Origin of the sequence: Castellaniella sp. MT123, assembly GCF_039614765.1 — a bacterium.
Taxonomy (GTDB): Bacteria; Pseudomonadota; Gammaproteobacteria; order Burkholderiales; family Burkholderiaceae_B; genus Castellaniella.
In genome coordinates this window covers 989,058-1,012,152 of the sequence record NZ_CP154879.1, presented here as the reverse complement: position 1 = coordinate 1,012,152, position 23,095 = coordinate 989,058, and the positions used below count along the sequence as shown (strand labels likewise).

At 58.6% G+C, this 23,095-nt stretch carries 22 protein-coding genes, 1 tRNA gene and 1 pseudogene; 21 read left to right on the top strand and 3 right to left on the bottom strand.

Features of this window, described 5'->3' with window-relative positions; genetic code table 11:
- From sufU to ABCV34_RS04650, 6 genes are all read left to right on the top strand, one after another.
- Complete coding sequence (gene sufU, locus ABCV34_RS04675; protein WP_345798057.1) at positions 1–453, top strand: Fe-S cluster assembly sulfur transfer protein SufU; 453 nt, start codon at positions 1–3, stop codon at positions 451–453.
- A gap of 23 nt (positions 454–476) precedes the next feature.
- The gene (gene sufT / locus ABCV34_RS04670) at positions 477–1,034 is read left to right on the top strand and encodes a putative Fe-S cluster assembly protein SufT (RefSeq protein WP_345798056.1); all 558 of its coding nucleotides are present in this window, start codon (positions 477–479) and stop codon (positions 1,032–1,034) included.
- Between the two features lie 72 nt (positions 1,035–1,106).
- Complete coding sequence (locus ABCV34_RS04665; protein WP_345798055.1) at positions 1,107–2,978, top strand: GGDEF domain-containing protein; 1,872 nt, start codon at positions 1,107–1,109, stop codon at positions 2,976–2,978.
- Positions 2,969–3,045: transfer RNA gene (locus ABCV34_RS04660), tRNA-Pro, on the top strand. The genes ABCV34_RS04665 and ABCV34_RS04660 overlap by 10 nt, the downstream gene beginning before the upstream one ends.
- 198 nt (positions 3,046–3,243) lie before the next feature.
- On the top strand, positions 3,244–4,149 hold the full coding sequence (locus ABCV34_RS04655; RefSeq protein ID WP_345798054.1) for a J domain-containing protein: 906 nt from the start codon (positions 3,244–3,246) through the stop codon (positions 4,147–4,149).
- Complete coding sequence (locus tag ABCV34_RS04650) at positions 4,146–4,421, top strand: chaperone modulator CbpM (RefSeq protein ID WP_345798053.1); 276 nt, start codon at positions 4,146–4,148, stop codon at positions 4,419–4,421. The genes ABCV34_RS04655 and ABCV34_RS04650 overlap by 4 nt, the downstream gene beginning before the upstream one ends.
- A gap of 8 nt (positions 4,422–4,429) precedes the next feature.
- On the opposite strand, the gene ABCV34_RS04645 is transcribed toward ABCV34_RS04650, so the two are convergent.
- From ABCV34_RS04645 to dbpA, 3 genes are all read right to left on the bottom strand, one after another.
- Positions 4,430–5,407, bottom strand: a complete 978-nt coding sequence (locus ABCV34_RS04645; RefSeq protein ID WP_345798052.1) for a zinc-binding dehydrogenase — start codon at positions 5,405–5,407, stop codon at positions 4,430–4,432.
- A 49-nt stretch (positions 5,408–5,456) separates the two neighbouring features.
- Positions 5,457–5,723 carry a hypothetical protein gene (locus ABCV34_RS04640; protein ID WP_345798051.1) on the bottom strand — a complete coding sequence of 89 codons (267 nt, stop codon included), beginning with the start codon at positions 5,721–5,723 and terminating at the stop codon, positions 5,457–5,459.
- Positions 5,724–5,979: 256 nt separating this feature from the next.
- A complete protein-coding gene (gene dbpA / locus ABCV34_RS04635) occupies positions 5,980–7,359 on the bottom strand; it encodes an ATP-dependent RNA helicase DbpA (protein ID WP_345798050.1) in 1,380 nt (459 codons plus the stop codon).
- 228 nt (positions 7,360–7,587) lie between these two features.
- Between dbpA and ABCV34_RS04630 the strand changes: the two genes are divergently transcribed.
- The 15 genes and pseudogenes from ABCV34_RS04630 (at position 7,588) to ABCV34_RS04560 (ending at position 23,001) form a co-directional block, all read left to right on the top strand.
- Entirely contained in the window at positions 7,588–9,132 is a 1,545-nt protein-coding gene (locus ABCV34_RS04630) for a Fic family protein (protein ID WP_345798049.1), read from the top strand.
- Between the two features lie 348 nt (positions 9,133–9,480).
- The gene (locus tag ABCV34_RS04625) at positions 9,481–9,753 is read left to right on the top strand and encodes a type II toxin-antitoxin system Phd/YefM family antitoxin (protein WP_345798048.1); all 273 of its coding nucleotides are present in this window, start codon (positions 9,481–9,483) and stop codon (positions 9,751–9,753) included.
- Positions 9,750–10,070 (top strand): type II toxin-antitoxin system RelE/ParE family toxin, encoded by a 321-nt coding sequence (locus ABCV34_RS04620; protein ID WP_345798047.1) that lies wholly within the window; start codon positions 9,750–9,752, stop codon positions 10,068–10,070. Before ABCV34_RS04625 ends, ABCV34_RS04620 begins: the two co-directional genes overlap by 4 nt.
- Before the next feature lie 486 nt (positions 10,071–10,556).
- Positions 10,557–10,832, top strand: a complete 276-nt coding sequence (locus tag ABCV34_RS04615; protein ID WP_345798046.1) for an antitoxin of toxin-antitoxin stability system — start codon at positions 10,557–10,559, stop codon at positions 10,830–10,832.
- 2 nt (positions 10,833–10,834) lie between these two features.
- A complete protein-coding gene (locus ABCV34_RS04610) occupies positions 10,835–11,107 on the top strand; it encodes a type II toxin-antitoxin system RelE/ParE family toxin (protein ID WP_345798045.1) in 273 nt (90 codons plus the stop codon).
- 38 nt (positions 11,108–11,145) lie between these two features.
- A pseudogene (locus tag ABCV34_RS04605) lies at positions 11,146–11,256 on the top strand (type II toxin-antitoxin system YhaV family toxin); the annotation flags it as partial.
- 1,046 nt (positions 11,257–12,302) lie between these two features.
- On the top strand, positions 12,303–13,178 hold the full coding sequence (locus ABCV34_RS04600) for a DUF2971 domain-containing protein (protein ID WP_345798044.1): 876 nt from the start codon (positions 12,303–12,305) through the stop codon (positions 13,176–13,178).
- A 540-nt stretch (positions 13,179–13,718) separates the two neighbouring features.
- Positions 13,719–14,492, top strand: coding sequence for a glucose-1-phosphate cytidylyltransferase (gene rfbF / locus ABCV34_RS04595; protein ID WP_345798043.1), 774 nt, complete (start codon positions 13,719–13,721; stop codon positions 14,490–14,492).
- Positions 14,453–15,583 carry a CDP-glucose 4,6-dehydratase gene (gene rfbG, locus ABCV34_RS04590; RefSeq protein ID WP_345798042.1) on the top strand — a complete coding sequence of 377 codons (1,131 nt, stop codon included), beginning with the start codon at positions 14,453–14,455 and terminating at the stop codon, positions 15,581–15,583. Before rfbF ends, rfbG begins: the two co-directional genes overlap by 40 nt.
- On the top strand, positions 15,580–16,146 hold the full coding sequence (locus tag ABCV34_RS04585) for a dTDP-4-dehydrorhamnose 3,5-epimerase family protein (protein ID WP_345798041.1): 567 nt from the start codon (positions 15,580–15,582) through the stop codon (positions 16,144–16,146). Before rfbG ends, ABCV34_RS04585 begins: the two co-directional genes overlap by 4 nt.
- Positions 16,143–17,366: a class I SAM-dependent methyltransferase gene (locus tag ABCV34_RS04580; RefSeq protein WP_345798040.1), complete on the top strand. Its 1,224-nt coding sequence runs from the start codon at positions 16,143–16,145 to the stop codon at positions 17,364–17,366. The genes ABCV34_RS04585 and ABCV34_RS04580 overlap by 4 nt, the downstream gene beginning before the upstream one ends.
- Positions 17,363–17,851: an acyltransferase gene (locus tag ABCV34_RS04575; protein WP_345798039.1), complete on the top strand. Its 489-nt coding sequence runs from the start codon at positions 17,363–17,365 to the stop codon at positions 17,849–17,851. The genes ABCV34_RS04580 and ABCV34_RS04575 overlap by 4 nt, the downstream gene beginning before the upstream one ends.
- Positions 17,848–18,663, top strand: a complete 816-nt coding sequence (locus ABCV34_RS04570) for an NAD(P)-dependent oxidoreductase (RefSeq protein WP_345798038.1) — start codon at positions 17,848–17,850, stop codon at positions 18,661–18,663. The genes ABCV34_RS04575 and ABCV34_RS04570 overlap by 4 nt, the downstream gene beginning before the upstream one ends.
- A gap of 20 nt (positions 18,664–18,683) precedes the next feature.
- Entirely contained in the window at positions 18,684–19,478 is a 795-nt protein-coding gene (locus ABCV34_RS04565; protein WP_345798037.1) for a cephalosporin hydroxylase family protein, read from the top strand.
- A gap of 70 nt (positions 19,479–19,548) precedes the next feature.
- Entirely contained in the window at positions 19,549–23,001 is a 3,453-nt protein-coding gene (locus ABCV34_RS04560) for a hypothetical protein (protein WP_345798036.1), read from the top strand.
- Positions 23,002–23,095: the final 94 nt, after the last annotated feature.

Sequence of the window (23,095 nt, the reverse complement as noted above, 5' to 3'; positions counted from 1 at the left end):
ATGAGAGACACAGAAGACGGCCTGCGAGAGCTCTACCAGGAAGTCATCTTCGATCACAACCGCAACCCACGCAATTTTCATGCGATGGACGATGCTTCGAACCGGGCCGATGGCTACAACCCGTTGTGCGGCGATCAGCTGACGGTCTATGCCCAGGTAGCGGATGGCGTCGTGCAGGATGTCAGCTTCATCGGCCATGGCTGCGCGATCTCGACCGCGTCGGCGTCGCTGATGACGGAAGCCGTGCGCGGTTTGTCCGTGGATCAGGTGGAATCCCTGTTTCACAACATTCACGCCATGCTGACCGAAGCCCACCCGGATTGCGATCTGGGCAAGCTCGAAGTCCTGTCCGGGGTGCGCGAATTTCCCTCACGGGTGAAGTGCGCCACACTGGCCTGGCATACGCTGCACAACGCCATCGTGCAGGCGCGCGATACGGCCGTCACCGAATAATGCGATGAACCAGAGGTAACATCATGAGTTTCAATCGGCAGGAAGTGATCGTGAACCGGGACTGCCCGGCGGTCACCGTGCCCTACGGTTCGCCCGTGACCATCGAGGCGGGCTGCGAGGCCGTCATCACCCAGCAGCTGGGTGGCACCTACACCGTGATGGTGGAAGGCAATCTGTATCGTATCGAGGGCGTCGATGGCGATGCCCTGGGCTTTGAGCCCACCGAAGAGGTCAAGCATGTCCATGAAGGCCCGGCCACGGTGGAATCCGTGGAAGACGCCGCCTGGACCATGCTGTCCACCTGCTATGACCCGGAAATCCCCGTGGACATCGTCAACCTAGGGTTGGTCTACGAGTGCAAGGTCATGCCCGCCGCCACGCCGGACCGGTTTCGCATCGAGATCAAGATGACGCTGACCGCCGCCGGCTGCGGCATGGGCACGATGATCGCCGACGAGGCGCGCAACAAGCTGCTGAATATCGGCGGCGTGGATGAAGCCACTGTGGATCTGGTCTGGGATCCGCCCTGGAGCCGCGAGATGATCAGCGAACCGGCCAAGCTGCAGCTGGGCCTGCTTTGACGGATGGCCATCGGCCGGGGCGGTTGCCTGCCCCGGCGGTGCTCTCGTATTTCTTTCGATGTTGGTGTGTCAATGTGGTCTCTGCCGGATCCGAAACAGCCCGCCCGTCTGGCGGCCGATGTCGGCCCGGGTATCGATCCGGCGAGCGCCGATCGTGACCTGATACTGGGCGGCGTCCTCGACGCCGTGTTCCAGCCGATCGTCTGGCTGCGGGAGGGTGCCGCGCTGGGCTACGAAGGGCTGATCCGCGGCCCTCGGGACAGCCGGCTGTACAGTCCGGAACCTCTGTTTTCGGCGGCGCGCGCCTTGGGACAGGGGGTCACCCTGGAATTGCGTGCAGCGCGCGTCGTCGTCGAGCGCTTCGCCGCGCTGGGGCTGCCCGGCCGCCTGTTCCTGAACATCAGTCCGCAGGCTTTGCTGGCTACCTGCGAGTCCGAACCGAGCCTGCCGGCTCTGCTGTTGCAGGCCGGGCTGGACATCAGCCGCCTGGTCGTCGAGGTGACGGAACAGGAGGTCGATGGCAACTGGTCGGAGCTGGCGGCCGTCATCGCGGTGCTGCAGGCGCAAGGCGTGCAGTTCGCCATCGATGATCTGGGTACCGGGTTCTCCAATCTGGGCCGCTGGCTGAAATTGCGACCCAAGTACATCAAGACCGACAAGGCCTTTGTCAGAGGGATCCAGGACGATCTGCTGCGCCAGCAGATGCTGCGTTCCATCAGCGACATCGCGGCGGTGGCTGGCGCCATCGTCGTGGCCGAGGGCATCGAGACGGTGGATGAACTGGCTTGCGTCTGCGATCAGGGCATTTCCTGCGCGCAGGGCTATTACATCGATCGGCCGCAGGCGCAGCCCTCGCGCCGGGCCTGGACGGGGCTGTCGTCCGATCTGACCACTCTGCGGCTGGACGCGCTGCGATGCTGCGCGGAGCCCGGGCTGCCGCAGGACGATGAGCAGGGCTGGGCGCTGCAACTGTTGCGGCGTGTTCCCAGCGTCACCTCCCAGATGTCCAGTGAAGCGGTTTTCAGTCTGTTTCTGGGCAAGCCTGGCCTCTACACCATTCCGGTGGTGGAGGATGGCTGTCCGCTTGGTGTGCTCAAGCGCAGCAGCCTGGTGGAGCGGTTTTCCCTGCCGTTCCAGCGCGAGCTGTATGGTAAAAGCCCCTGCCGGCTGTTCATGGACAGCAAACCGCTGATCGTGGACATGCACACGCCGCTGCTGACGCTCAGCCGCTGGCTGGCCGAGGCCGAGGGTCACGCCCTGGCCACCGACTTCATCATCACCGGGCGCGGGCGCTACCTGGGCGTGGGATCCAGCCAGGACTTGCTGCAGGCGCTGAACCGCCTGCAGCTGCGGGCGGCGCGGCATGCCAATCCGCTGACGCAGCTGCCCGGCAACGTGCCCATCGATCGCCAGATCCAGCGCTATCTGGGCAGCGGCCTGCAGTTTGCCGTCTGCTATGCGGACCTGGATCACTTCAAGCCTTTCAACGATATCTTTGGCTATCGCCTGGGGGATGACGTCATCCGGCTGCTCAGCCGGATCCTGTCGCGCCACGTCGACGAGCAGCACGATTTCCTGGGACATATCGGCGGCGACGACTTCATCATCCTGCTGCGCAGCGCGGACTGGCGGGCGCGCTGCGAGCGCATGCTGGCCGATTTCACGCGTGAAATCCGGCAACTGATGATCGAGGCGGGGCAGGGCGCCGTCGAGAACTACGAGGCCGAGGACCGCCAGGGCCTGCACCGCCGCTATAGCCTGCCCGCGCTGTCCCTGGGCCTGGTCCGGGTCGAACCGGGCGCCTTCCAATCGCGCCATCAGATCGCCCAAGCCGCGAGCGAAGCCAAGTCCCAGGCGAAGAAGCATCCGGGCTCCACGCTGTTCGTGGATCGGCGAGCGGCCCCCGAGAATTCTGTGCTAGAATTCACGTCTTTCGGGGCGTAGCGCAGCCTGGTAGCGCACTTGCATGGGGTGCAAGGGGTCGCGAGTTCGAATCCCGCCGTCCCGACCAGCATTACCAAGGGCTTACAGATTTTTGTCTGTAAGCCCTTGTTCTTTTATGGGCCCCGAAGTACGGATTGAGTCCCCCCCGGTAGCCATTACCCAAGGGCAGTTCCTGCAAGCTGAGCTGACCGACCGCATCGACATCACTTGCGTCACCCATGCCGCATGGTAATCTGACTGACGTCGTGACGTTCTAGCGAGGCTTATGGTGCAAGATCCGTATACAGTGCTTGGGGTTGCGCGAACCGCGCCGCTCAGCGAGATCAAGAAGGCCTATCGGCGCCTGGCCAAGAAGCTGCACCCGGATCTGAACCCGGGCGACAAGGCTGCGGAAGAAAAATTCAAGGAAGTCTCGGTGGCATACGGGTTGCTGAGCGACCCAGAGAAACGCCTGCGATTCGACGCGGGCGAGATCGATGCCGGCGGCGCGGAACAACCCAAGCGTCATTACTACCGCGACTTCGCCTCGCAAGATCAGACGGACCGCTACACCAGCGATGCGGCCTATGCGGATTTCTCGGACGACGACATCTTTGCCGAGATCCTGCGCCGTGGGCGCGAGGCCCACGCCAACCGGCGCGGCGAAGATCTGATGTACAGCTTGTCCATCCGTTTCGTCGAGTCCGTGACCGGAGCCAGCAAGCGAATCACGCTGCCCGATGGCAGCACGCTGGACGTGACGATTCCGCCAGGCATGCTGGATGGCCGAATGCTGCGCCTGAAGGGCAAGGGCGCGCCCGGGCACGGCACCGGTCGTCCGGGCGATGCACTCATCCAGGTCGAGGTCCTGCCCGACCCGCGCTTCAGGCAGGAAGGGGACGACGTCATCCTGGAACTGCCGGTATCGCTGTCGGAAGCAATCCTGGGCGGCGAGGTACGGGCCCCCACACCGACCGGCGACGTGATGCTGATGATTCCCGGACACTCCAGCAGCGGTACCACACTGCGGCTCAAGGGCAAGGGCGCGCCGCGTCGCGAAGGGGGGTTTGGCGACGAACTCGTCCGGCTGAAAATCGTGCTGCCCAAGCGGCCTGATCCCGAACTCGACGCGTTCATCGCCCAATGGGAAAGGGGGAAGACTCACAATCCGCGCGCAGGTGAAGCATCATGATCATGACCAAACACGAATTTCTGATTAGCGCGAACCTCCAGGAGCAGACCCTGGAGTTCTGGCTGGAGCAGCGGTGGCTCATTCCGGACGAGGCGTCCTCCGAGGTTCTGTTTTCCGAGTGCGACATCGCGCGCGTGGAGCTCATCCAGGACCTGCAACAGAATTTCGGCGTCAATGATGCGGGCGTCGAACTCATCCTGCATCTGGTGGACCAGTTGCATGGCGTGCGGCAGGCCTTGAGCCTTCTGCAGGAGACGACGCACTTTAAATAATGGGCGACTCAGTCGTCGCCCAGGACGATCTTCCCCAGCTGTCCGTTGGATTCCATGTAGGCAATGCCCGCCGCCAGATCGTCGAACGGGAATACCCGGTCGACGAGGGGAGTGAGCCGCCCGTCGGCGAGCAGTGGCAGGATCCGGTCGGCGACACCCTGGACGATGCGCTGGCGCTGCTCGGGGCCGTAGCCTTTGCTGGACACGCCAAAGACCGTCAGGCGTCTGGCATGCAGGGCGGCGAGATCGAGCCGGCCTTCCAGTATGCCGTCCATGTAGCCGACTGTCGCCAGCCGGCCTTCGAAGGTCAGGGATCGGATGCATTCGGCAAAGACCGAGCCACCGACGATGTTGACGATCAGGTTCACCCCCTTGCCGCCGGTCGCGTCCATGACGGCGTCGTGGAAGTCGGCATCGCGGGTGCATAGGCCCACGTCCAGCCCCAGCGGTTTCAGGGCCGCCAGTTTCTGTGCCGAGCCCGAGGTGCCGATGACCCGGACGTCCAGCGCCTTGGCCAGCTGCAGGGCGGCTACGCCCACGCCCGAGGAAATCCCGGTGACCAGCAGCCATTCGCCCGCCGACAGGCGGCCTTGCGCTATCAGCATGTCGTAGACGACCATGGTGGCGATCGGGATGGCCGCCGCCTGTGGCCAGGACAGGCGATCAGGTACGGCCAGGGCATCGTGCGCGTCCAGCAGCACGTAGTCGGAAAAGGCGGCGCCGCACCGCCCCATGACGCGGTCACCGGCTTTGAAGGGCAGGGCGTCGGTCCCGGCCTGAACGACTTCGCCAGCCGCTTCGATCCCCAGGCTGGCCGCCTGCCCGGGCGTGCGGGGCTGCGCATGCAGCGCCAGAAGTTCCCCGCGATTCAAACCCGCCGCCCGCACGCGGACCAGCAATTGCTGTGGTCCGGGCTGAGGAATGGGCGCATCCCGCTGTTCGATGTGAATGTGGCCGTCGATGAGTTGGGCGCCGTAAGTGCGCATGCGCGGGCCTCTTGATGGGGTGAAACACATACGGTAGCACGCGTACGCTTCAATCCCAGCCGTGGTGCCGGTAGCCCCCATGGCCCCGATAACCCCGATGGCCCCAACCGCCCGATCTGAAGCCGAAGAACAAGCTCGGGGGCGCCACATAAACGGGGGGCGGGCCGTAGTAGGCGGGGGGCTCGGCGTATACCGGTCCGCCGTCACCGTAGTAGTAGGCGGGAGCAGGCTCGTAGACGGCGCATCCGCCCAGGGCGGATATTGCGGCCAGCAGGAGCGCAAACTGGCCGATTCGGCGTGCGATGAGGGCGTTCATGATGGAAATTATGGGCCCGGAATCCGGGGCTTGAACCTGGATCTTGCCAGCGGTTACACAGATCCTCAGGTTGTCCATCCTTGGGCGCTTTCCCCATGGTTTGTCACACAATAGCGGGTGGTGTGTGGTGCGGGGCCAACGCACAATGCGAGAACGCCAGCGGATTGCTTGTCAGTAAGCCGGCGTTTCACCTTGCGGACACTGCTTGAATCGGCGGTGCACCCAGTCGTGTCGCTGGTCGGGGACAACTGCCCGTTCACGACAGCAGCTTCATCCGCTGCTTCTTGCCCTTGATCGGGATATTTTCCAAGCGCGGAAAGGCGCTGCGCGCGACGGCGCGGCTGAGCGCAACGTAGGACACCTGGTCCGTGATGTTGATCTTGCCGACTTGTTCCCGCGTCAGCCCGCCGTCGCCCGTCAGTGCGCCCAGCAGATCCGCCGGACGCAGTTTGGCCTTTTTGCCGCCCAGCACCAGCAGTGTCACCATCGGCGCCTGGGTGGGCCGTCCAGCGGACTGCGGGCGGGGCAGCGGCTTCAGGTCCAGCGGGCGCCCAAGCTGCTGCGCAATGCGCGACGCCACATAGTGTTCATCCGGTGCGCATAGGCTGAGCGCCATCCCTGATTCTTGCATCCGGCCCGTGCGGCCCACCCGGTGCGTGTGCACCTGAGGGTCGCGGGCCAGCTCGACATTGATCACCATGGGCAGCGAAGGAATGTCCAGCCCGCGCGCCGCGACGTCCGTGGCCACCAGGATGTTGCTGCTGTGGTTCGAAAATTGCACCAGCACATCGTCCCGGTCGCGCTGATCCATGTCGCCGTGCAGCGCCAGCGCGCTGAATCCCGCCCGTTTCAGATGAGCAGACAGCTCGGCGCAGGCCGCCTTGGTGTTGCAGAAGGCGAGCGCCGATTCCGGCTGGAAATGACGCAGCAGCAGGGCGGTCGCGTTGAAGCGCTCCGCCGCGTCGATCTCGTAAAAATGCTGTTCGATCTGCGTTTCGCTATGCACCGCGTCCACCTTGACGAACTCGGGGTTCGTGAGCAGGTGCTCGACATCCTCGCGGATGCTCCCCGGGTAGGTGGCGGAAAACAGCAGCGTTTGGCGCCGGTCCGGGCAGGCGCGGGCGATTTCCATCACATCGGGGAAGAAGCCCATGTCCACCATGCGATCCGCTTCGTCCAGCACCAGCGTGCGCACGGCGGACAGATCCAGCGTTTGGCGCGCCAGGTGGTCCAACAGGCGGCCCGGCGTGCCGACGATGACGTGGGCGCCGTGCGCCAGCGACTCGTTCTGGGGGCGTGCAGAGGCGCCGCCCGTCAGCGTCAGCACCTTGATGTTGCCGTCGGCGCGGGCCAGGCGGCGCAGTTCGGTGGCGACCTGCTCGGACAGTTCCCGGGTGGGGCAGACGACCAGCGCCTGCGGCACCCACCGCGCGGGGTCCAGGTGATGCAAGATGCCTAGGCCGAAAGCCGCCGTCTTGCCGCTGCCGGTCTTGGCTTGCGCGATCAGATCGCGGCCTTCCAGGATGACGGGCAGGCTCTGCGCCTGGATCGGCGTCATGGTCAGATAGCCCATATTTGCCAGGTTATCGAGCTGGGTGGGGGAGAGCGGCAGGTGGGAAAAGGTGTGTGTAGTCACGGGAATGGTCGGGGTTTTATCGAGCTGGCTGTCATTGCGATAAGTTTACGATAGGGAAGGTAAATTGCACCCCCTGGCCCAGAATTCACGCAGTCGATTGACTACGGCTCCGAATCTCTATCAAGCACTGTCTACTTGACGGGGGCGCTTACGATATAGCATCATCGTTTTTTGGAATTCTTCGCTAAAAATAAGCGTTTTTAGTGATCCGTAATGGATTTTCATGGCATGCAGATCGGTTTCAAAACCCTGGAGGCCAGATTTGGCGTCATGCCGGTGCAGCCGCTGCGTGTGGCGTCGGTCATCGGTACTACCCGTGCGACGCGAGAGTCACCCCAGGGCATCGAGAACCAGTACCCGGCCGTTTACCGGCCGGCCGATACCTTTGCCGGACACTTCGAGTTTGGGCTGAAGTACGAGGAGATCCATCTCGAATTTTTCGCCCGGCTGTTCGCTGCCTGCGGGCCTCGGCCGCTAGAGGATTGGTGCCGCACCGAGCCGTTCGGGCAGTACGCGCGCCGGGCTGGCTTTTTCTATGAATGGCTTACTGGCAGCCGGCTTGACGTCCCGGACCTGACTGGCGGAACCTACATCGATGCTGTTTCCGATGCTGCCTATCTAACGCGTACCAAAGCTGTTCGCGAGCGTCGCTGGCGTGTCAACAACAACCTGCCGGGTACGCCGGATTTTTGCCCCATTATCCGGCGCTCCCAGGCGCTGACTCAATTGCTGCGGTTCAACCCTCTGGATGCGCTCACGGAACTGGACCACCAGTTTGGCGAGGACGTGCTGATGCGCGCCGCTGCTTGGCTTACGTTCAAGGAGTCGCGTGCGAGTTTCCTGATCGAGCGCGAGGCCGACCAGACAGATAGGGTCAAGCGGTTCGCCCACGTCATGGCCGAACACTGCGGCAAGCTCGACGAGCCGCTTGGTGCCGATGGGCTGGCCGTGCTGCAGAAGGGCATCCTGGGCACGGCAGCACTTCGGCTGGGTGTGCGCAGATCGCCAGTCTTCGTCGGCCAGGCCACCCTCCGCGAGGACGTCGTCCACTATATAGGCCCGCATTTCTCGGTGCTTGGCGACATGCTGGCAGGGCTGCAAGCGTTCGAGCAGTCGACCCGCGGGCGCGACTCGCTAGCGCGGGCGGCTGCCATCGCGTTCGGCTTTGTCTATCTCCATCCGATGAGCGACGGTAACGGACGCATCCATCGCTTTCTGATCAACGATACGTTGTTGCGTGATCAGGCAATTCCAGCTGGCGTGATTCTGCCTGTGTCCGCGACCATTACCAGCGTGCGCGAGTTCGGTCACGGCTATGACCGCGCACTGGAAGTGTTCTCGCGACCCTTCATGCGGCGGTACGACGCTGTCTATCGTTTCGGGGAGATGGTCGAGTACGAGGACGGCGTAAAGTCGAACTTCGTGTTCGATGCCTACGACGATGCCAACGCTGCCTGGCGTTACCCGGATCTCACCGAGCATGCGATCTACACGGCCCAGCTTGTCGCGCACACGATCCGCCATGAAATGGCGGACGAGGCGCGCCTGCTGGCGCGGTTCGAGCTTGCACAGCAGCGCATCAAGGATGTGCTGGAAATGCCGGATTCGGACGCCGTACGCATGATCCGATCGATCAAGGAGAATGGGTGGCGGATTTCGGGCAAGCTCGTGAAGGAGTACCCGATACTCGGCGACAAGGCGCGAGCCTTACGCGTCGTCGAGGCCGTGCAGTCCGCGTTCGAGGACCGGAAGCCGCTGCCCATCGTCGAATGACGATGTGGGACATCACTGAACACTGCGCTAACGGTCGAGTACTTCGACCGCCTGGGAATCCCTCGGCTCTCCTAACCTCAACGTCTCAAACCGCCCAGTGCGGATCCGCATGCCCGATGGCCTGAAGGGTATGCCCGAGGCGCTGGCGGCGGTCTGTCGGAATTATCGGGGTTTTATCGAAACATGCTGACATTCAGTCCTGAAATACGTCTTCCAGGGCCTGGATTAGGTGCCAATCGTGCGTGGTGCGAGTCCATAGGGAGATTGCCGCATAGCTTGTAAAAACTGGACGTGGGGCTAAATTCAGTCTATATTTTCCCCTATCATGCCACTTATCAGGAGCTTGCCATGAGGCTCGCCACCCATGTCCGGCCTATCAGCTACCTGAAAAGCCATGCCGCCGACATCGCCAAAGATGTGACTGAGACCGGCGAACCCATGCTGATTACCCAGAACGGAGAGGCCCGGCTGGTCGTCATGGATGTGAACAGCTACGAGCAGAAAGAGCAGACCCTGGCGCTTCTGAAGATACTGGCGATGGGGCAGCGAGATATTGAACAGGGCCGCTACCGTCATGCGGAAGACTTCTTTACCGAGCTGGACGGGGAAGACGTGTCGTGAAAGCAGTGTTGCTTGATGAGGCCCAGACCGACATCAGGGAACTGCGCCAGTACATCACCCAGGTTTTTGACAAGGCTACGTGGCAGGGAACCTACGCAGGCATCAAGACCACGGTACGCAACACAGCGGCGTTTCCACTCAGTGGTCACATCCCGCCTGAACTCGCTGAACTGGGACTATCTCAATACCGACAGACGCTTTCCGGCATGAACCGCATCGTCTACGAAGTGCAAGGCGATATGCTTTACATCCACATCGTTTGCGATACGCGCAAGGACTTGCGAGCGCTGCTGACAAGACGGTTGTTGAAGCGTTGATCGCTCTGCGCCCAAGGTCTTGTGGCCAACCGTGCCGCTGCTGGCATTCAATCCTGAAACACGTCGTCCAGGATGGCGGCGTCCACGAAATTCAGCGACCAGGTCTCTAACTGAGCGGTGCTGGCTGCGTGAATGCGCTGGGTCAGTTCGTCCGGTGCGGCACCACCGCATGAATCTGGTCTTGCGGGTAACCGTAGGCCACAAGACGGCGGTCCTGCCATTGCGATAAGTTTACGACAGGAAAGGTAAATTGCACCCCTTGCCCCAGGTATTCGTTACGGTAGACCAGGTGGGTGAGCGGCTGCCCGATGGTCTCACGCTGCGGGTCAGCGACGAGGGCACTAAGCCCGTCTATGAAAGCAGTGACGATGCCTACCGGGTATTTCACAAGATACTAGAAAGCAGCCATCCTCCTGACACCATCGTCAGCCCTAATGTGGTACTAACTCGGTATATACTAAGAATGCATGTAATTGGGAGCTTCGCATGAGTACAAAAGCGGTTTTCACGATGAAGCTGGAAGCAGAGCTGCGTGACGAGTTCATGGCAGCCACCATGGAAGATGATCGGCCTGCATCTCAGGTCGTGCGCGAGTTGATGCGCGGGTACCTCGATCAACGCCGCAGATCTCGTGAGTACGACGAATACCTGCATCAGAAGGTGGAAGCTGCCCGAGTTTCGATGCGGGAAGGGCGGGGTCGATCAAATGAAGACGTCGAAGCCGCCTTCGCAGCCAAGCGCCGCCAGCTCATGGCGGGGTAAAAGTGAAAGTCATTTGGACGCCAGAGGCGGAACAAGATCGCGCTGACATTTGGGACTACATCTCTGCTGATAACCCTGTGGTGGCTGCCTGCATGGATGACCTTTTTAGTGTCGCAGCGGGCCGATTGGCCACTTATCCAAAGCTAGGCAAAGAGGGGCTGGTTCCGGGAGCGCGCGAACTGATACCTCATGAAAGCTATAGACTGGTTTACGAAATCGATGGAGATGTGGTCTGGATACTTGCCCTGATCAGTACGGCTCGGCTATGGCCGTGAATTTTGCACGAGTTGGATTTGGTTTCGGCTCGTCTTGAATCTGCCCGCAGGATCCCGCACACTCCGAATATCGGCGAGGCAGCACTCTGGGTGACGGTCACAAGTACTGGTTTCGGGCCAAGTTCTTTGAGCAGTACCGGCTGTTCTTCCTATTGCGTAAACCGCGTCTTGCCAGCACACATGGGTGTCTCCGGGAACGATCCCGTAAAATAGTGGTGGCCGTCCAAATCGATACCATCCTTAAATGCTTGGGAACCTGCGTCAGTCATGCTCCTTCGTCGTGTTGATCTCGAATTAACTCGATACTGCAACATACTGATATAGAGCCTAAAGCTAACGGATTGATTGACGTTAACACGTTTTTACCATTTTCGGTTTCGCTGTGAATTCATCCTCCCCAACACCAAGCAGCTCGGCTGTTCCGTCCAATGATCTTTCTCCAGCGGGACAAACGTGCTCGATCGTTGCCGGCTTTGCAGTAGCTGTTCTTATCGTAATAGGCACCTTTTGGTTCGCTATTGATGCCATGAATGGAATCGCCATAAACACCGCTATTGCAGGCTTTGCGGGAGGCTGCATCTCCATCGCATCTCGCCTACTTGATCACGGCGCATTTACGATGGGTCCACACGCTCGACGCAAGGCAGATCGGTGGGATCTTTCCTATATGGCGATCAGAGTATCAGTCGGCGGCTCCCTTGGAGTCGCAGCTGCGTACACTACAATGGCTATTCAGGCTGGGCTCGGTTCTACGGCGCATGCGCCTATGCTACCTGTAGTCGCCGCATTTGCAGCCGGATATGCCTTCAAAGCCCAGCCGATTAACTTGAAGTAGGATCAGGCCGCCGTCAATAGGTAGTGTGGGATGTGTGGCTCAGCGATTTCGAACTGGGTGCCGAGTTGGCGCGGAAATATAGGTAATTGCAAGGTTTCCCTAGCATCTATTGTGACCGAGGTAGAAGGGTACCTGCATCACAGGGTGGCCGATGGTTTTTCGGTGATCTCTTGAAAAATAATTTTCGCGATTCTTAGCACTGAACTTACTACCCCCATGAAATCAAATAATAGAAGGCCTCCGCCAGCAACGTTGTATAGATACCGACCACTGGGCGATGGCGAATTGGTGAAGCGAGAGCTTGACGCGATCTGTGGCAGCTATCTTTATGCTCCTAGCTTTGAACAGATGAATGATCCCATGGAAGCGCTGTTCGAATTCCCCGGCTTGGAAGATCCTATGGGAGTGATTCTCCCTAATCAGATCCTTGCGCAATTGACTTCAGTTCTCGAAGAAACTGCCAAGACAGCACGTAGCTCTGGCTTAATCTCAATGTCAGAAACCTACTTGGACTACCCACTGTGGGCATACTATGGTAGTAATTTTGGAGGTATGTGCCTTGAGTTTGATACACGGGATTTAATAGTCTCTGATCTTCCCAGGGACTCTTTGATGCCGATGCAGGTGATATACAGTTCCAATGCCCCTGCCTCTATAACCTGCGAAAGGCTATCTTCCTCTGATCCGATGGAAATAGTCTTCAGTCGATTAAGTCAGAAGCGAACAGAATGGCAGCATGAGAAAGAGTGGAGATATCTTGTTGGAAGGATGGGACGTAAGCTGTACATTGATACTGCGTTGAAACGCATCTATCTGGGGCCGCGCATTAAACCGGAAGTAAAGTCGGCAATCGTTGATGCGATGAGGAGGCGTCCTGTGGAAATCCTAGAAGGATCAGTGCGTGGATATGAACTTGAGTTCATCCGTATCAAGGAGGGCACACCCTGGCACGAATGCGAACGGACTGGTGCAGGAATCTTTGATCCAGGAAAAATATTTTCCTTCAACAAGGATCTGTGCACTATTTTTGGCAAAAATTACAAAGTCCTTGAGCAAAGATGCAATGAAATCAGTATCCATCCAAACGTTGAGAGCATCGACGGCGCTTACCTGATGAATAGCCGGACTGGTGTCTGCGTGACAGCAACTTATCGGTTGAGAGATAATCGTGGTGACATCTCTCATAATCATTTTTTCGACAACGACATGAACCCAATCACCTATTCACTGACGTAATCGGAAAGAATTGTGTGCGGCGCGACAATCAAAGTGAGACTCAGCGTCAATCAAGATGAGACAGCGCGTCGGGCGCATGCCGAAGTGAGGGCGTAGCCCGTGCGTAGGCACGCACCCGACGCGCTGCCAGATGTTCTGGGGGCTGTGATCGCGGCCGGTCCGTTACGGTAGTGGTTTTCAAATCTAGAGAATCGCCGTTGTGCCGGGCCGCCATGTAACCGATCACCAAACGAGGCTTTTCATGAGGCTCAGACAGAACCATCCCATTGAGACAGCTGCTGCAAAAGCGGGCATCAGCCGGGCGACAGGCTACCGGCTCATCAATACTCCACACTTGCCATCACAAGAGCGCACACCACGGGGCTGTCGTCGACGGTTACAGTCAGGTCGCTTGGGGCACCCCATCCAGGCCATTGTTCAAAGAATTGGGCCAGCCCGGCGTTTCCTATACTTCAATAAAGCTGTGAGTCAATGCTTGTGATCGTCGCACCAATTCAGGTTCGTCGGTTGGCAGTACTTCATTTCTTAAAGAGCCTTGTCGTGAAAGCAGTCATCCTGGCGGGGGGCCTGGGCACCCGCATTTCCGAGGAAACCCACCTGAAGCCCAAGCCGATGGTGGAGATCGGGGGCAAGCCCATCCTGTGGCACATCCTGAAAATGTATTCGCATCATGGGATCCGAGATTTCGTGATCTGCTGCGGCTACAAGGGCTATGTGATCAAGGAGTACTTCGCCAACTACTTCCTGCACATGTCAGATGTTACGTTCGACATGACGAGCAATCGCATGGAAGTCCACCACCAGCATGCCGAGCCCTGGCGGGTGACGCTGGTGGACACGGGTGAGAGCACCCTCACAGGAGGGCGTCTGCGGCGGGTGCGCGATTATATAAAGGACGAGGATGCCTTCTGTTTTACCTACGGTGATGGGGTGAGCGATGTGGACATTGGTGCCTCGATCCAGTTCCACGAACAGCATGGGCGTTTGGCGACGGTGACGGCGGTGCAGCCGCCAGGGCGCTATGGAGCGCTCAATCGCGACGGCGAACGGGTGGCAGGCTTTACCGAGAAGCCCCGAGGTGATGGCGGATTGATCAATGGTGGATTTTTCGTGCTCTCGCCCAAGTGCCTAGATCGCATCGAAGGCGACCAGGCCAGTTGGGAAGGTGAGCCGCTCGCCTCGCTCGCGCGTGACGGCCAGTTGATGGCGTTTGAACACAGTGGTTTCTGGCAACCCATGGATACGTTGCGGGAAAAGAATCTGCTGGAGGATCTATGGGTGTCGGGTCAGGCGCCGTGGAAGACCTGGGCGTGATGCAGGTTGGCAAGCCAGCCTTGGTTGATCCGGATCCTGCCTTCTGGCGGGGCCGACGGGTGCTGCTGACCGGCCATACGGGCTTCAAGGGCAGTTGGCTGGCATTGTGGCTGCATCGGCTAGGCGCCCAGGTCACGGGAATAGCATTGCCACCATCCAAGGAACGAAACCTCTATTCCCTAGCTCGGGTAGACGATGGCTGCGAAAGCCACTTCATTGACATTCGTGATGCGCACGCCGTGGCGGGTCAGATTCGTCAAGCCAAGCCAGAGATCGTTTTTCATCTGGCTGCCCAGGCGCTGGTGCGCGCCGGCTATGAGGATCCGCTGGCGACCTACGCCACCAACGTCATGGGCACGGCCCACGTGCTTGATGCGCTGCGCGGCCTGGAGAGCGTGCGCGCCGCCGTGATGGTGACGACCGACAAAGTCTACCGTAATCTGGAGCAGGCCTATCCCTACCGCGAGGACGATGCGCTGGGCGGACACGACCCCTACAGCGCCAGCAAGGCGGCCAGCGAACTGGTGATCGCCAGCTACCGTGACGCCTGGCTGGCCGCCCAGGGCGTGGCGGTGGCTTCGGCGCGGGCGGGCAATGTGATCGGCGGCGGGGACTGGGCGGCCGACCGCCTGATTCCCGACGCGGCACGTTGCTGGCAGGCTGGCCGGGTCGTGCAGATTCGCAGCCCGCGCGCGACCCGGCCCTGGCAGCATGTGCTCGAACCCATTGGCGCCTACCTGCGCCTGGCCGAGGCCCTGCAGGCGCAGCCGGCGCTGGCGGGCGCCTATAACTTCGGCCCGCACACACACGAGGCCGCCACCGTGCGTCAGGTGATCGAGCGGGCGCGCCATGCCTATGGCAGCGGGGACATCCAGTGGGGCGACGGCACGGAAGGGCCGCATGAAGCCGGCTGGCTGGCCCTGGAGATCGCCCGGGCGCGCACCGTGCTGGGTGTACAGCCGCGCTGGGGGTTGCAAGAATCGATCGTGCGGACGATGAATTGGTACCGCCTTCAGAATGAAGGTGCGGATGCCCGCGCCTTGTGCGAGGCGGACATCCAGGCGTTCGAGCAAGCGGGCGCAGCGCCATGAGCCGCTTTACCGTCGCCGAGACCGGTATCGAGGGCCTGCGCGTCGTACAGCGCCAGCGCATGGGCGACGAGAGGGGATTCCTGTCGAGGCTATTCTGCGCTGAAGAGCTGGCGCCCGCTGGCTGGCATAAATCTATCGCCCAAATCAACCACACCTTAACCCAGTCGCAAGGAACAGTGCGGGGCCTGCATTTTCAACGCCCGCCGCATGCCGAGATGAAACTCGTCACCTGTCTGCGCGGGGCGATCTGGGACGTGGGGCTGGATCTGCGGGCCGGGTCGCCCACGTTCCTGCAATGGCGAGCCGTAGAATTATCGGCCGAGAATGGCTGCGCCTTCCTGATTCCGGAGGGCTTCGCGCACGGCTTCCAGGCGCTCACTGACGATTGCGAATTGCTATATCTGCACACAGCGCCCTATGCTGCCCAGGCCGAGGCGGGGCTGTTGGCCACCGACCCGTCGCTGGCGATCGAATGGCCTTTGCCGATCACCCTGCAGTCCGGGCGCGACCAGACACACCCCCGGCTGACATCGGAATTTACCGGACTGGATTTGAACTTATGAATTGCCGCCATTGCGGCGCGATGCTGCGCCATACGTTCCTGGATTTGGGCTTTGCACCGCCCTCCAACGCCTATCTGAAGGCCGAGGACCTAAATCGGCCTGAGACCTATTTTCCGCTGAAGGTCCGCGTTTGCGACCAGTGCTGGCTGGTGCAGACCGAGGACTACGCGCGCGCCGATGAATTGTTCAGCCCCGACTATGCCTATTTTTCCAGCACATCGAGCGGGTGGCTGGCTCATGCGCAGCGCTACGCACAGACAATCACCGAGCGCCTAGGATTGGGAAACGAGAGTTTCGTGATCGAAGTGGCCTCTAACGATGGCTACCTACTGACAAACTTCGTTGCCGCTGGCATCCCGTGCCTGGGCATTGAGCCCACGACCGGCACGGCGGCCGCAGCCGAGGCGATCGGTGTGCCGGTGCTGCGCGAGTTCTTTAGCGAAGCGCTGGGCAAGAGGCTGGCGCACGAAGGGCGCCCGGCCGATCTGATTGCCGGCAACAATGTCTATGCGCATGTGCCCGACATCAATGACTTCACACGCGGCCTGGCGGCCGCCTTGAAGCCCGAGGGCACGATCACGCTGGAGTTCCCGCACCTGCTGCGCCTGATCCAGAACAACCAGTTCGACACGGTCTATCACGAGCACTTCTCCTACCTGTCCGTTCACGCTGTGCAGCGTATCTTCGAGGCGGCGGACCTGCGGATCTACGACGTCGAGGAGCTGCCCACGCACGGCGGCAGCGTACGGATCTACGGCTGCCATGCTGCAGCGATGATCGAGCAGAGGCCCGGTGTCGAGCGTGTACTGCGCCTGGAAGTCGAGAGTGGCTTGCTGGATCTGGCCACTTATCAGGCTTTTCAGGCACGCGCCGATCGGGTCAAGGATGATCTGCTGGGCTTCCTTCTGGAGCAAAAGCGCCTGGGCAAGACCGTGGCGGCCTATGGCGCCGCAGCCAAGGGCAATACGTTGCTGAACTATGCGGGCGTGAAACCCGACTTGCTGCCCTTCGTGTGCGATGCGGCCCCGGCCAAGCAGGGCAGGTATCTGCCGGGTAGCCACATTCCGATCCTCGCGCCACAGGCGCTGGTCGAGCGCAGGCCCGATTACGTACTGATCCTGCCGTGGAACATCGCAGCCGAAGTTAGAGAGCAGAATCGGTACCTGGCCGAACAAGGAGCGCGATTCGTGACGGCGGTGCCGCGGCTGGAGGTCGCATGATCGATGTGGATCCGTCTGCAGTCGTGTCTCCCTTAGCCGACATCGAGGATTCCGTCAGGGGCTCACGGATCGTCATCGGAGCCCGCTCGGTGGTCGATTCCTTTGTTAAGGTCAAGCCCGCAGGGGGCACGGGCGACATGGTCGTCGGCGCCGATGTGGTGATCAACTCGGGATGCGTGTTCTACACCGGCAACGGGATCGTGATCGGGGATAGCGTTGCAATCGCGGCCAATTGCACTTTCGCGCCGGTGAACCACGAGTACCGGTCGCGTGAGCGGCTGATTCGCAGCCAGGGATTCCGGCCCGGCAAGGGCGGTATCATGATTGAAGACGATGTCTGGATCGGGGCCAATTGCGTGCTGCTCGATGGTGCGCGCGTGCGCCGGGGCGCGGTGATCGCCGCGGGCAGCGTCGTGCGCGGTGACCTGCAGGCTTATGGCGTGTATGGCGGCAACCCCTTGCGGCAGTTGGGAAGCCGCTCATGACTCGCTGCACGGTGTTCGGTGCGAGCGGGTTCATCGGCCAAGCGCTGACGCGGGCCTTGATTGATGCCGGCCACGAGGTTCATGCCCCCGGCAGGGGCGAGCACCTGGATCTGGCCATAGACCTGGGGCACGTATTCTATTGTATTGGGATGACAGCCGATTTTCGCAGCCGCCCCTTCGATACCGTGCGGGCGCACGTGTCACTGCTCTTGGACTTGCTAGAGCGCCATCGCTTCCAGTCCTTTCTCTATCTTTCATCGACGCGCGTGTACGCGGGCGCTGATCGTGCGCATGAGGACGTGCCGCTGACCGTCAACCCCCATGATCCTTCCGATCTTTACAACCTATCGAAGCTGGCAGGGGAGGCGATCTGCTTGCATTCAGGCAAGCCGCGCTGCCGCATCGCGCGCCTTTCGAACGTCGTGGGGTTCGATCCGCATTCCCGTAACTTTCATGCGGAACTGATCCGGGAGGCGCTCTCGGGGCGCATTCTGCTGCAAAGCGCGCCGAGTTCCGAGAAGGACTACATCCTGTTGCGCGACGCCGTCGGGCTGATCATGCGGATTGGCCTGCACGGGGAAGCTCCTGTCTACAACGTCGCTAGCGGCGTCAATCTGACGCATGAGCGCTGGTGCGCCGCGCTGGCGCGCGCAACCGATTGTACGGTTGGACACGCGCCAGATGCGCCCGAATACCGGTTTCCACCGATCGACATCACCCGGGTCCGCGGGGAGTTCGGTTTTGAGCCTGTGCCGGTGCTCGAAGCAGTGCCCAGTCTGGTGGAAGAATTCCGGAAGTTTCCCGATCAATAAATCATTCATTGGCTCATCACATGACAAACCAAGACCCCGTTGCCGCGTTCCATCAGGAGCGGGCAGAGCGTATCGCCCAGTACGGGCGCGACGAGAATTTCAAGCGCCTATCCCAGGATTGGCTGCGCGAGTCCATGGCGCGCAAGTACGTCTACAACTTCGATTGGATGGGACGGCCCATCATCCAGTACCCCCAGGACATGGTGGCGATGCAGGAACTGATCTGGGCGGTCAGGCCGGACCTGATCATCGAGACGGGTATCGCCCACGGCGGGTCGCTGGCGCTGAGCGCCTCGATGCTGGCGCTGCTGGACATGTGCGATGCGATCGAGGCGGGCGTGTCGTTCGATCCGCGGATCTCGAACAGAAAGGTGCTGGGCATCGATATTGACATCCGAGAACACAACCGGATTGCAATGGAACGGCATCCGATGGCCTCTCGCATCCAGATGATCGAGGGCTCCAGCGTCGCCGGCGAGACCGTCGAGCGCGTGCGCAACTTGGCGGTGGGCTATTCGAAGGTGATGGTGTGCCTGGACAGCAATCACACGCACGATCACGTGCTGGCCGAACTGAACGCGTATGCGCCGTTGGTGAGCGCAGGCAGCTATTGCGTGGTGTTCGATACCTTCGTGGAGGACATGCCGCCGGGCTTTTTTGAGGATCGTCCGTGGGATCCGGGGAATAGCCCCAAGACTGCCGTACAAAAATACCTTGAGACGCACGAGGATTTTATGCTTGATCTTGATGTGCAGGACAGGATCCAGGTGACGGTGGCACCAGGCGGGTTTTTGAGAAAGCTAGAAGCCGCGTGAATCAGTCGTCTGGGTGGGAGTGCTCAAGTCATAAATGACCAAAACCGTATAATTTTTTCCTATGCCTATCATGTTAGATGCCTTGTTTAATGGAAATTTTTTTAGCGCCTCTATTGAACAGCCCATACTCAGTCAATTAAGGGCCACAGCGCACCTTTACGGTGTGGATGCCGTCGAATTGAATAAGGCACGAATTCTGAGTTTGGGAATTAGCCATAATCCTCTATTGGCAACCTGTGCGCTGTCATATCCTGATTCACAGATCATAGACTTGGCTATTGGTCAGCCATACCTTGATGTTTCTCAACTAAGTTCCTTAAGAAATTATAATGCCGTATCTGTGAGTTGGGATCAGATTACCCCTGAATTGGGAAGTTTCGATTTCATTATCTGCCCCGATTTGCTTGCCTATCTGCCCACCGAGGTCGCACAGGATCTTCTGAATCGTTGCAAGGCGCTTCTGGAACCTGGCGGCCTCGCTTGTGTCGGTTATCCGACATTCCCGGGGGCAAAGAGTCTCGAAATCGTAAGGGACGCCTTGCTATTGCATTTGCGGGATCACCTGGGTAGTCATGAGGATGATCAGAAAGCACAGGCGCTGACGGCGTTGAGTCTCTTCGATAATTTTGATTCAAGCGCAGATAGTCTAGGATTAAGTTTGCAGGTTGCCGCGGAATACTTTCGCCGGAAAATCGAACGAGGCTATCTGCCCATCATCATGGGCAGTCCTGATGCTCTAGGACGATATCATGTGGAGTTTGCCCAAGCTGCCAATCAGGCTGGACTGGCTTGCATCGGGGATGGCCACCCACACCTGGGCATGGCAAAAAATTGGGGCATATCGATAAATACGTCAAATAGCCTGCTGACACTAGGTCAGTCCGACATCATTCGTCAGCAGTATCTGGACTTTTCAACCGCGAGGCTATGGCGGCACACGCTGCTGACCCATGTAGAGCGTGAAATAAATCCCTGTGCTTCTCCCGAAATCAGTAAATTAGCAGATCTTCGTTGGGCTGGATGCTGGGAACCCATGGATTGGGCGCCTGTCTACGAAGGTCAGATTTATCAGAATAATCAAGGAAGACAGCAGAAGATCAAAAATGAGGATTCTGCTCATATTCTCGATATGCTGGCTGCTAGTTGGCCATCCAGTCTAAGCGTCAAAGATCTGCAGACGTTGTGTCAGCTTTCATCCGATGCAGTCTTATCGATCATATCCGAGCAATTCGATGCCGGTGCATTGAACTATTGCATGGATGGCGATGCGGACCCGTCAAGCAATCCCGAAGGGGTTTTCCCGCTACCTGAGTTAATATCAGAGCTGCACGCTTCGCGCGGATCAGAAGGTGACGATCAAGTCAAGCAGTTTCACGCGGATATACTGGACTCGTGGGGCAATCCTGTTCATCTTTCGCTGGCGTTTTTAGAGATTTTGCTCCTTAATAGAGTAAATTTTGATCAATCTCACGAGGATGTAGATGATATTGCAAGAATAGATAAGGAAAATGACTTTTCCGATCTGATCGTTTCCGATTCAAGCATCGCTTATGAATTACTTCGAAAACTGAATAAACTGGCTTTGTTATCGCGTCGCACAGACTGCTGGCTTATCTTGCTGGATAGAATCCTGTCGGATAAGGACGGCGCTGATGGGTGCTGGGTGATGTACCTGTTGCATATGTACATACACGGCAGCTTGCGCGGGCAACTGAACCATGAAAGGAAGATTAAAGTCTCTTCGGGACAATACAAGCAACTGGCGGACTTGGAAAGCATGTTTGTGGCAGCCGATCATGCAAAGGCTGAATTGCTCGCAAAGCAACTGTGCAAAAAGCTCCCCGAGCTTGCCAGACCCCTATCCATTCTTATCCGATGTCTTGCTTATCAGGGAAAATATGATGAAGCATTGTCCATTGCATTTCGTTCAAGGGATAGGGTTTCATCCGATCCTGATCTTTATCCGTCCATCGTTCTTGTTATTGCGGTTAAAGGAAATGCAATAGAGGCTTTGCGTATTTCCAGACCGATTTTGTATAAAGAGCGGTCTCCGGACTATTTATATAATGCACTGGGGGTCGCGTGTCGCCATGCGTTGATGATAGAAGCTGCGGAAAGATATTTCAAGGATGGATTGGAAAAAGACAGTGAATCTGTTTCTTTGATTGTCAATTTGGCGTCTCTGTATTCTCAGCTTGGCAAAGCAAAGGAGGGCATTGCCATATGCCAAGGTATCATAGGAAATAAAAGGCTGGCCAGAGAAGCCAAAATATTGGCTTATAATAATTTGCTCTTCATGGTTAATTATGCTCATGACATGAGTGCGGATCAAATTTTCAAGATTTATCAAAATTTTGAAAATGAATTCTTCCGTAAAATATATGCCTATCAAAGACCGCATGGCAACAAACAAGATACCGGTCGTAAGATAAGGATTGGATATGTGTCTCCAGACTTCAAGGATCATGCGGTCGCGAAATTCATCAATCCGCTTTATAAATATCATGATAGAGATCGCTTTGTCATATATTCATATTCCAACGTGAGTATTGAGGATGGCCATACGGGAATTTTCAGGTCGTTATCTGATCACTGGAGGAACATATATAATCTAAAGGATAATCAGGTTGCCGATATGGTCAGAAATGACGAAATAGATATACTCGTTGACCTGGCAGGACACACGGCGGGAAATAGACTGGGCGTGTTTGCACTGAAGCCTGCCCCTGTTTCCGTGTCGTGGCTGGGGTTTGGTTATACGACTGGCCTGTCTGCCATTGATTATTATTTGGCCAATGAAGTGCTGTGCCCGCAAGGTTTCGAGGCCCTGTTTGCGGAAAAGGTTTGGAAACTTAAGGGAACGTGGGCAACATACAGGCCTGGAATTCCCAATGAATTTCTTCAGGATCAGCGGGAAGATCAGATTGCGCAGGTGTCAAATAAGATCATTACCTTTATCAGCCTTTCCAGAGTGATTAGAATGAACGATAGGGTCATTCGTTGCTGGGCAAGCATATTGAGTCAGGTGCCCGGGTCCAGGCTGGTGCTCAACAGCATGGACTTTGGGAGCGCAGGGGTTTGCGATGACATACGGTTAAGGTTTCTAGGGTTCGGAATTTCTTCGGATCGGATTTATATGGGATTTGCCACGCCGCCCTGGCCGTCACTTGCAAAGGCCGACATCGGCCTAGATTGTTTTCCCCATAATTCAGGAACGACCCTGTTCGACATGCTGTATATGGGTGTGCCTTTTATCACGCTGGCTGACAGGCCCAGTGTTGGCCGCATCGGGGCATCGGTCCTGACCAGTGTCGGTCATCCGGAATGGGTGGCCGACACCGAGGAAAAATACATAGAGAAGGCGGTGTCTCTTGCGGATAAGATAATGGCGGATAAATTCTTCAACAAGGCCGGGTTGATCGATGAAGTGAACTCCAGTGACCTGGCGGATACCCAGGGGTTTGTTGGTCGTGTCGAGGGCGCTTACACGCAGATGTTTGCCGGTTGGGCAGGGCGCGGCTGACGGCGCCCGCCGCGCCTGCCAGTTGACGGTGGCTGCGGCTTGCCCAGCCGGTCATTAGGTTCAGGATGATTTTTTTGTAGATCCCTAAAGTTGA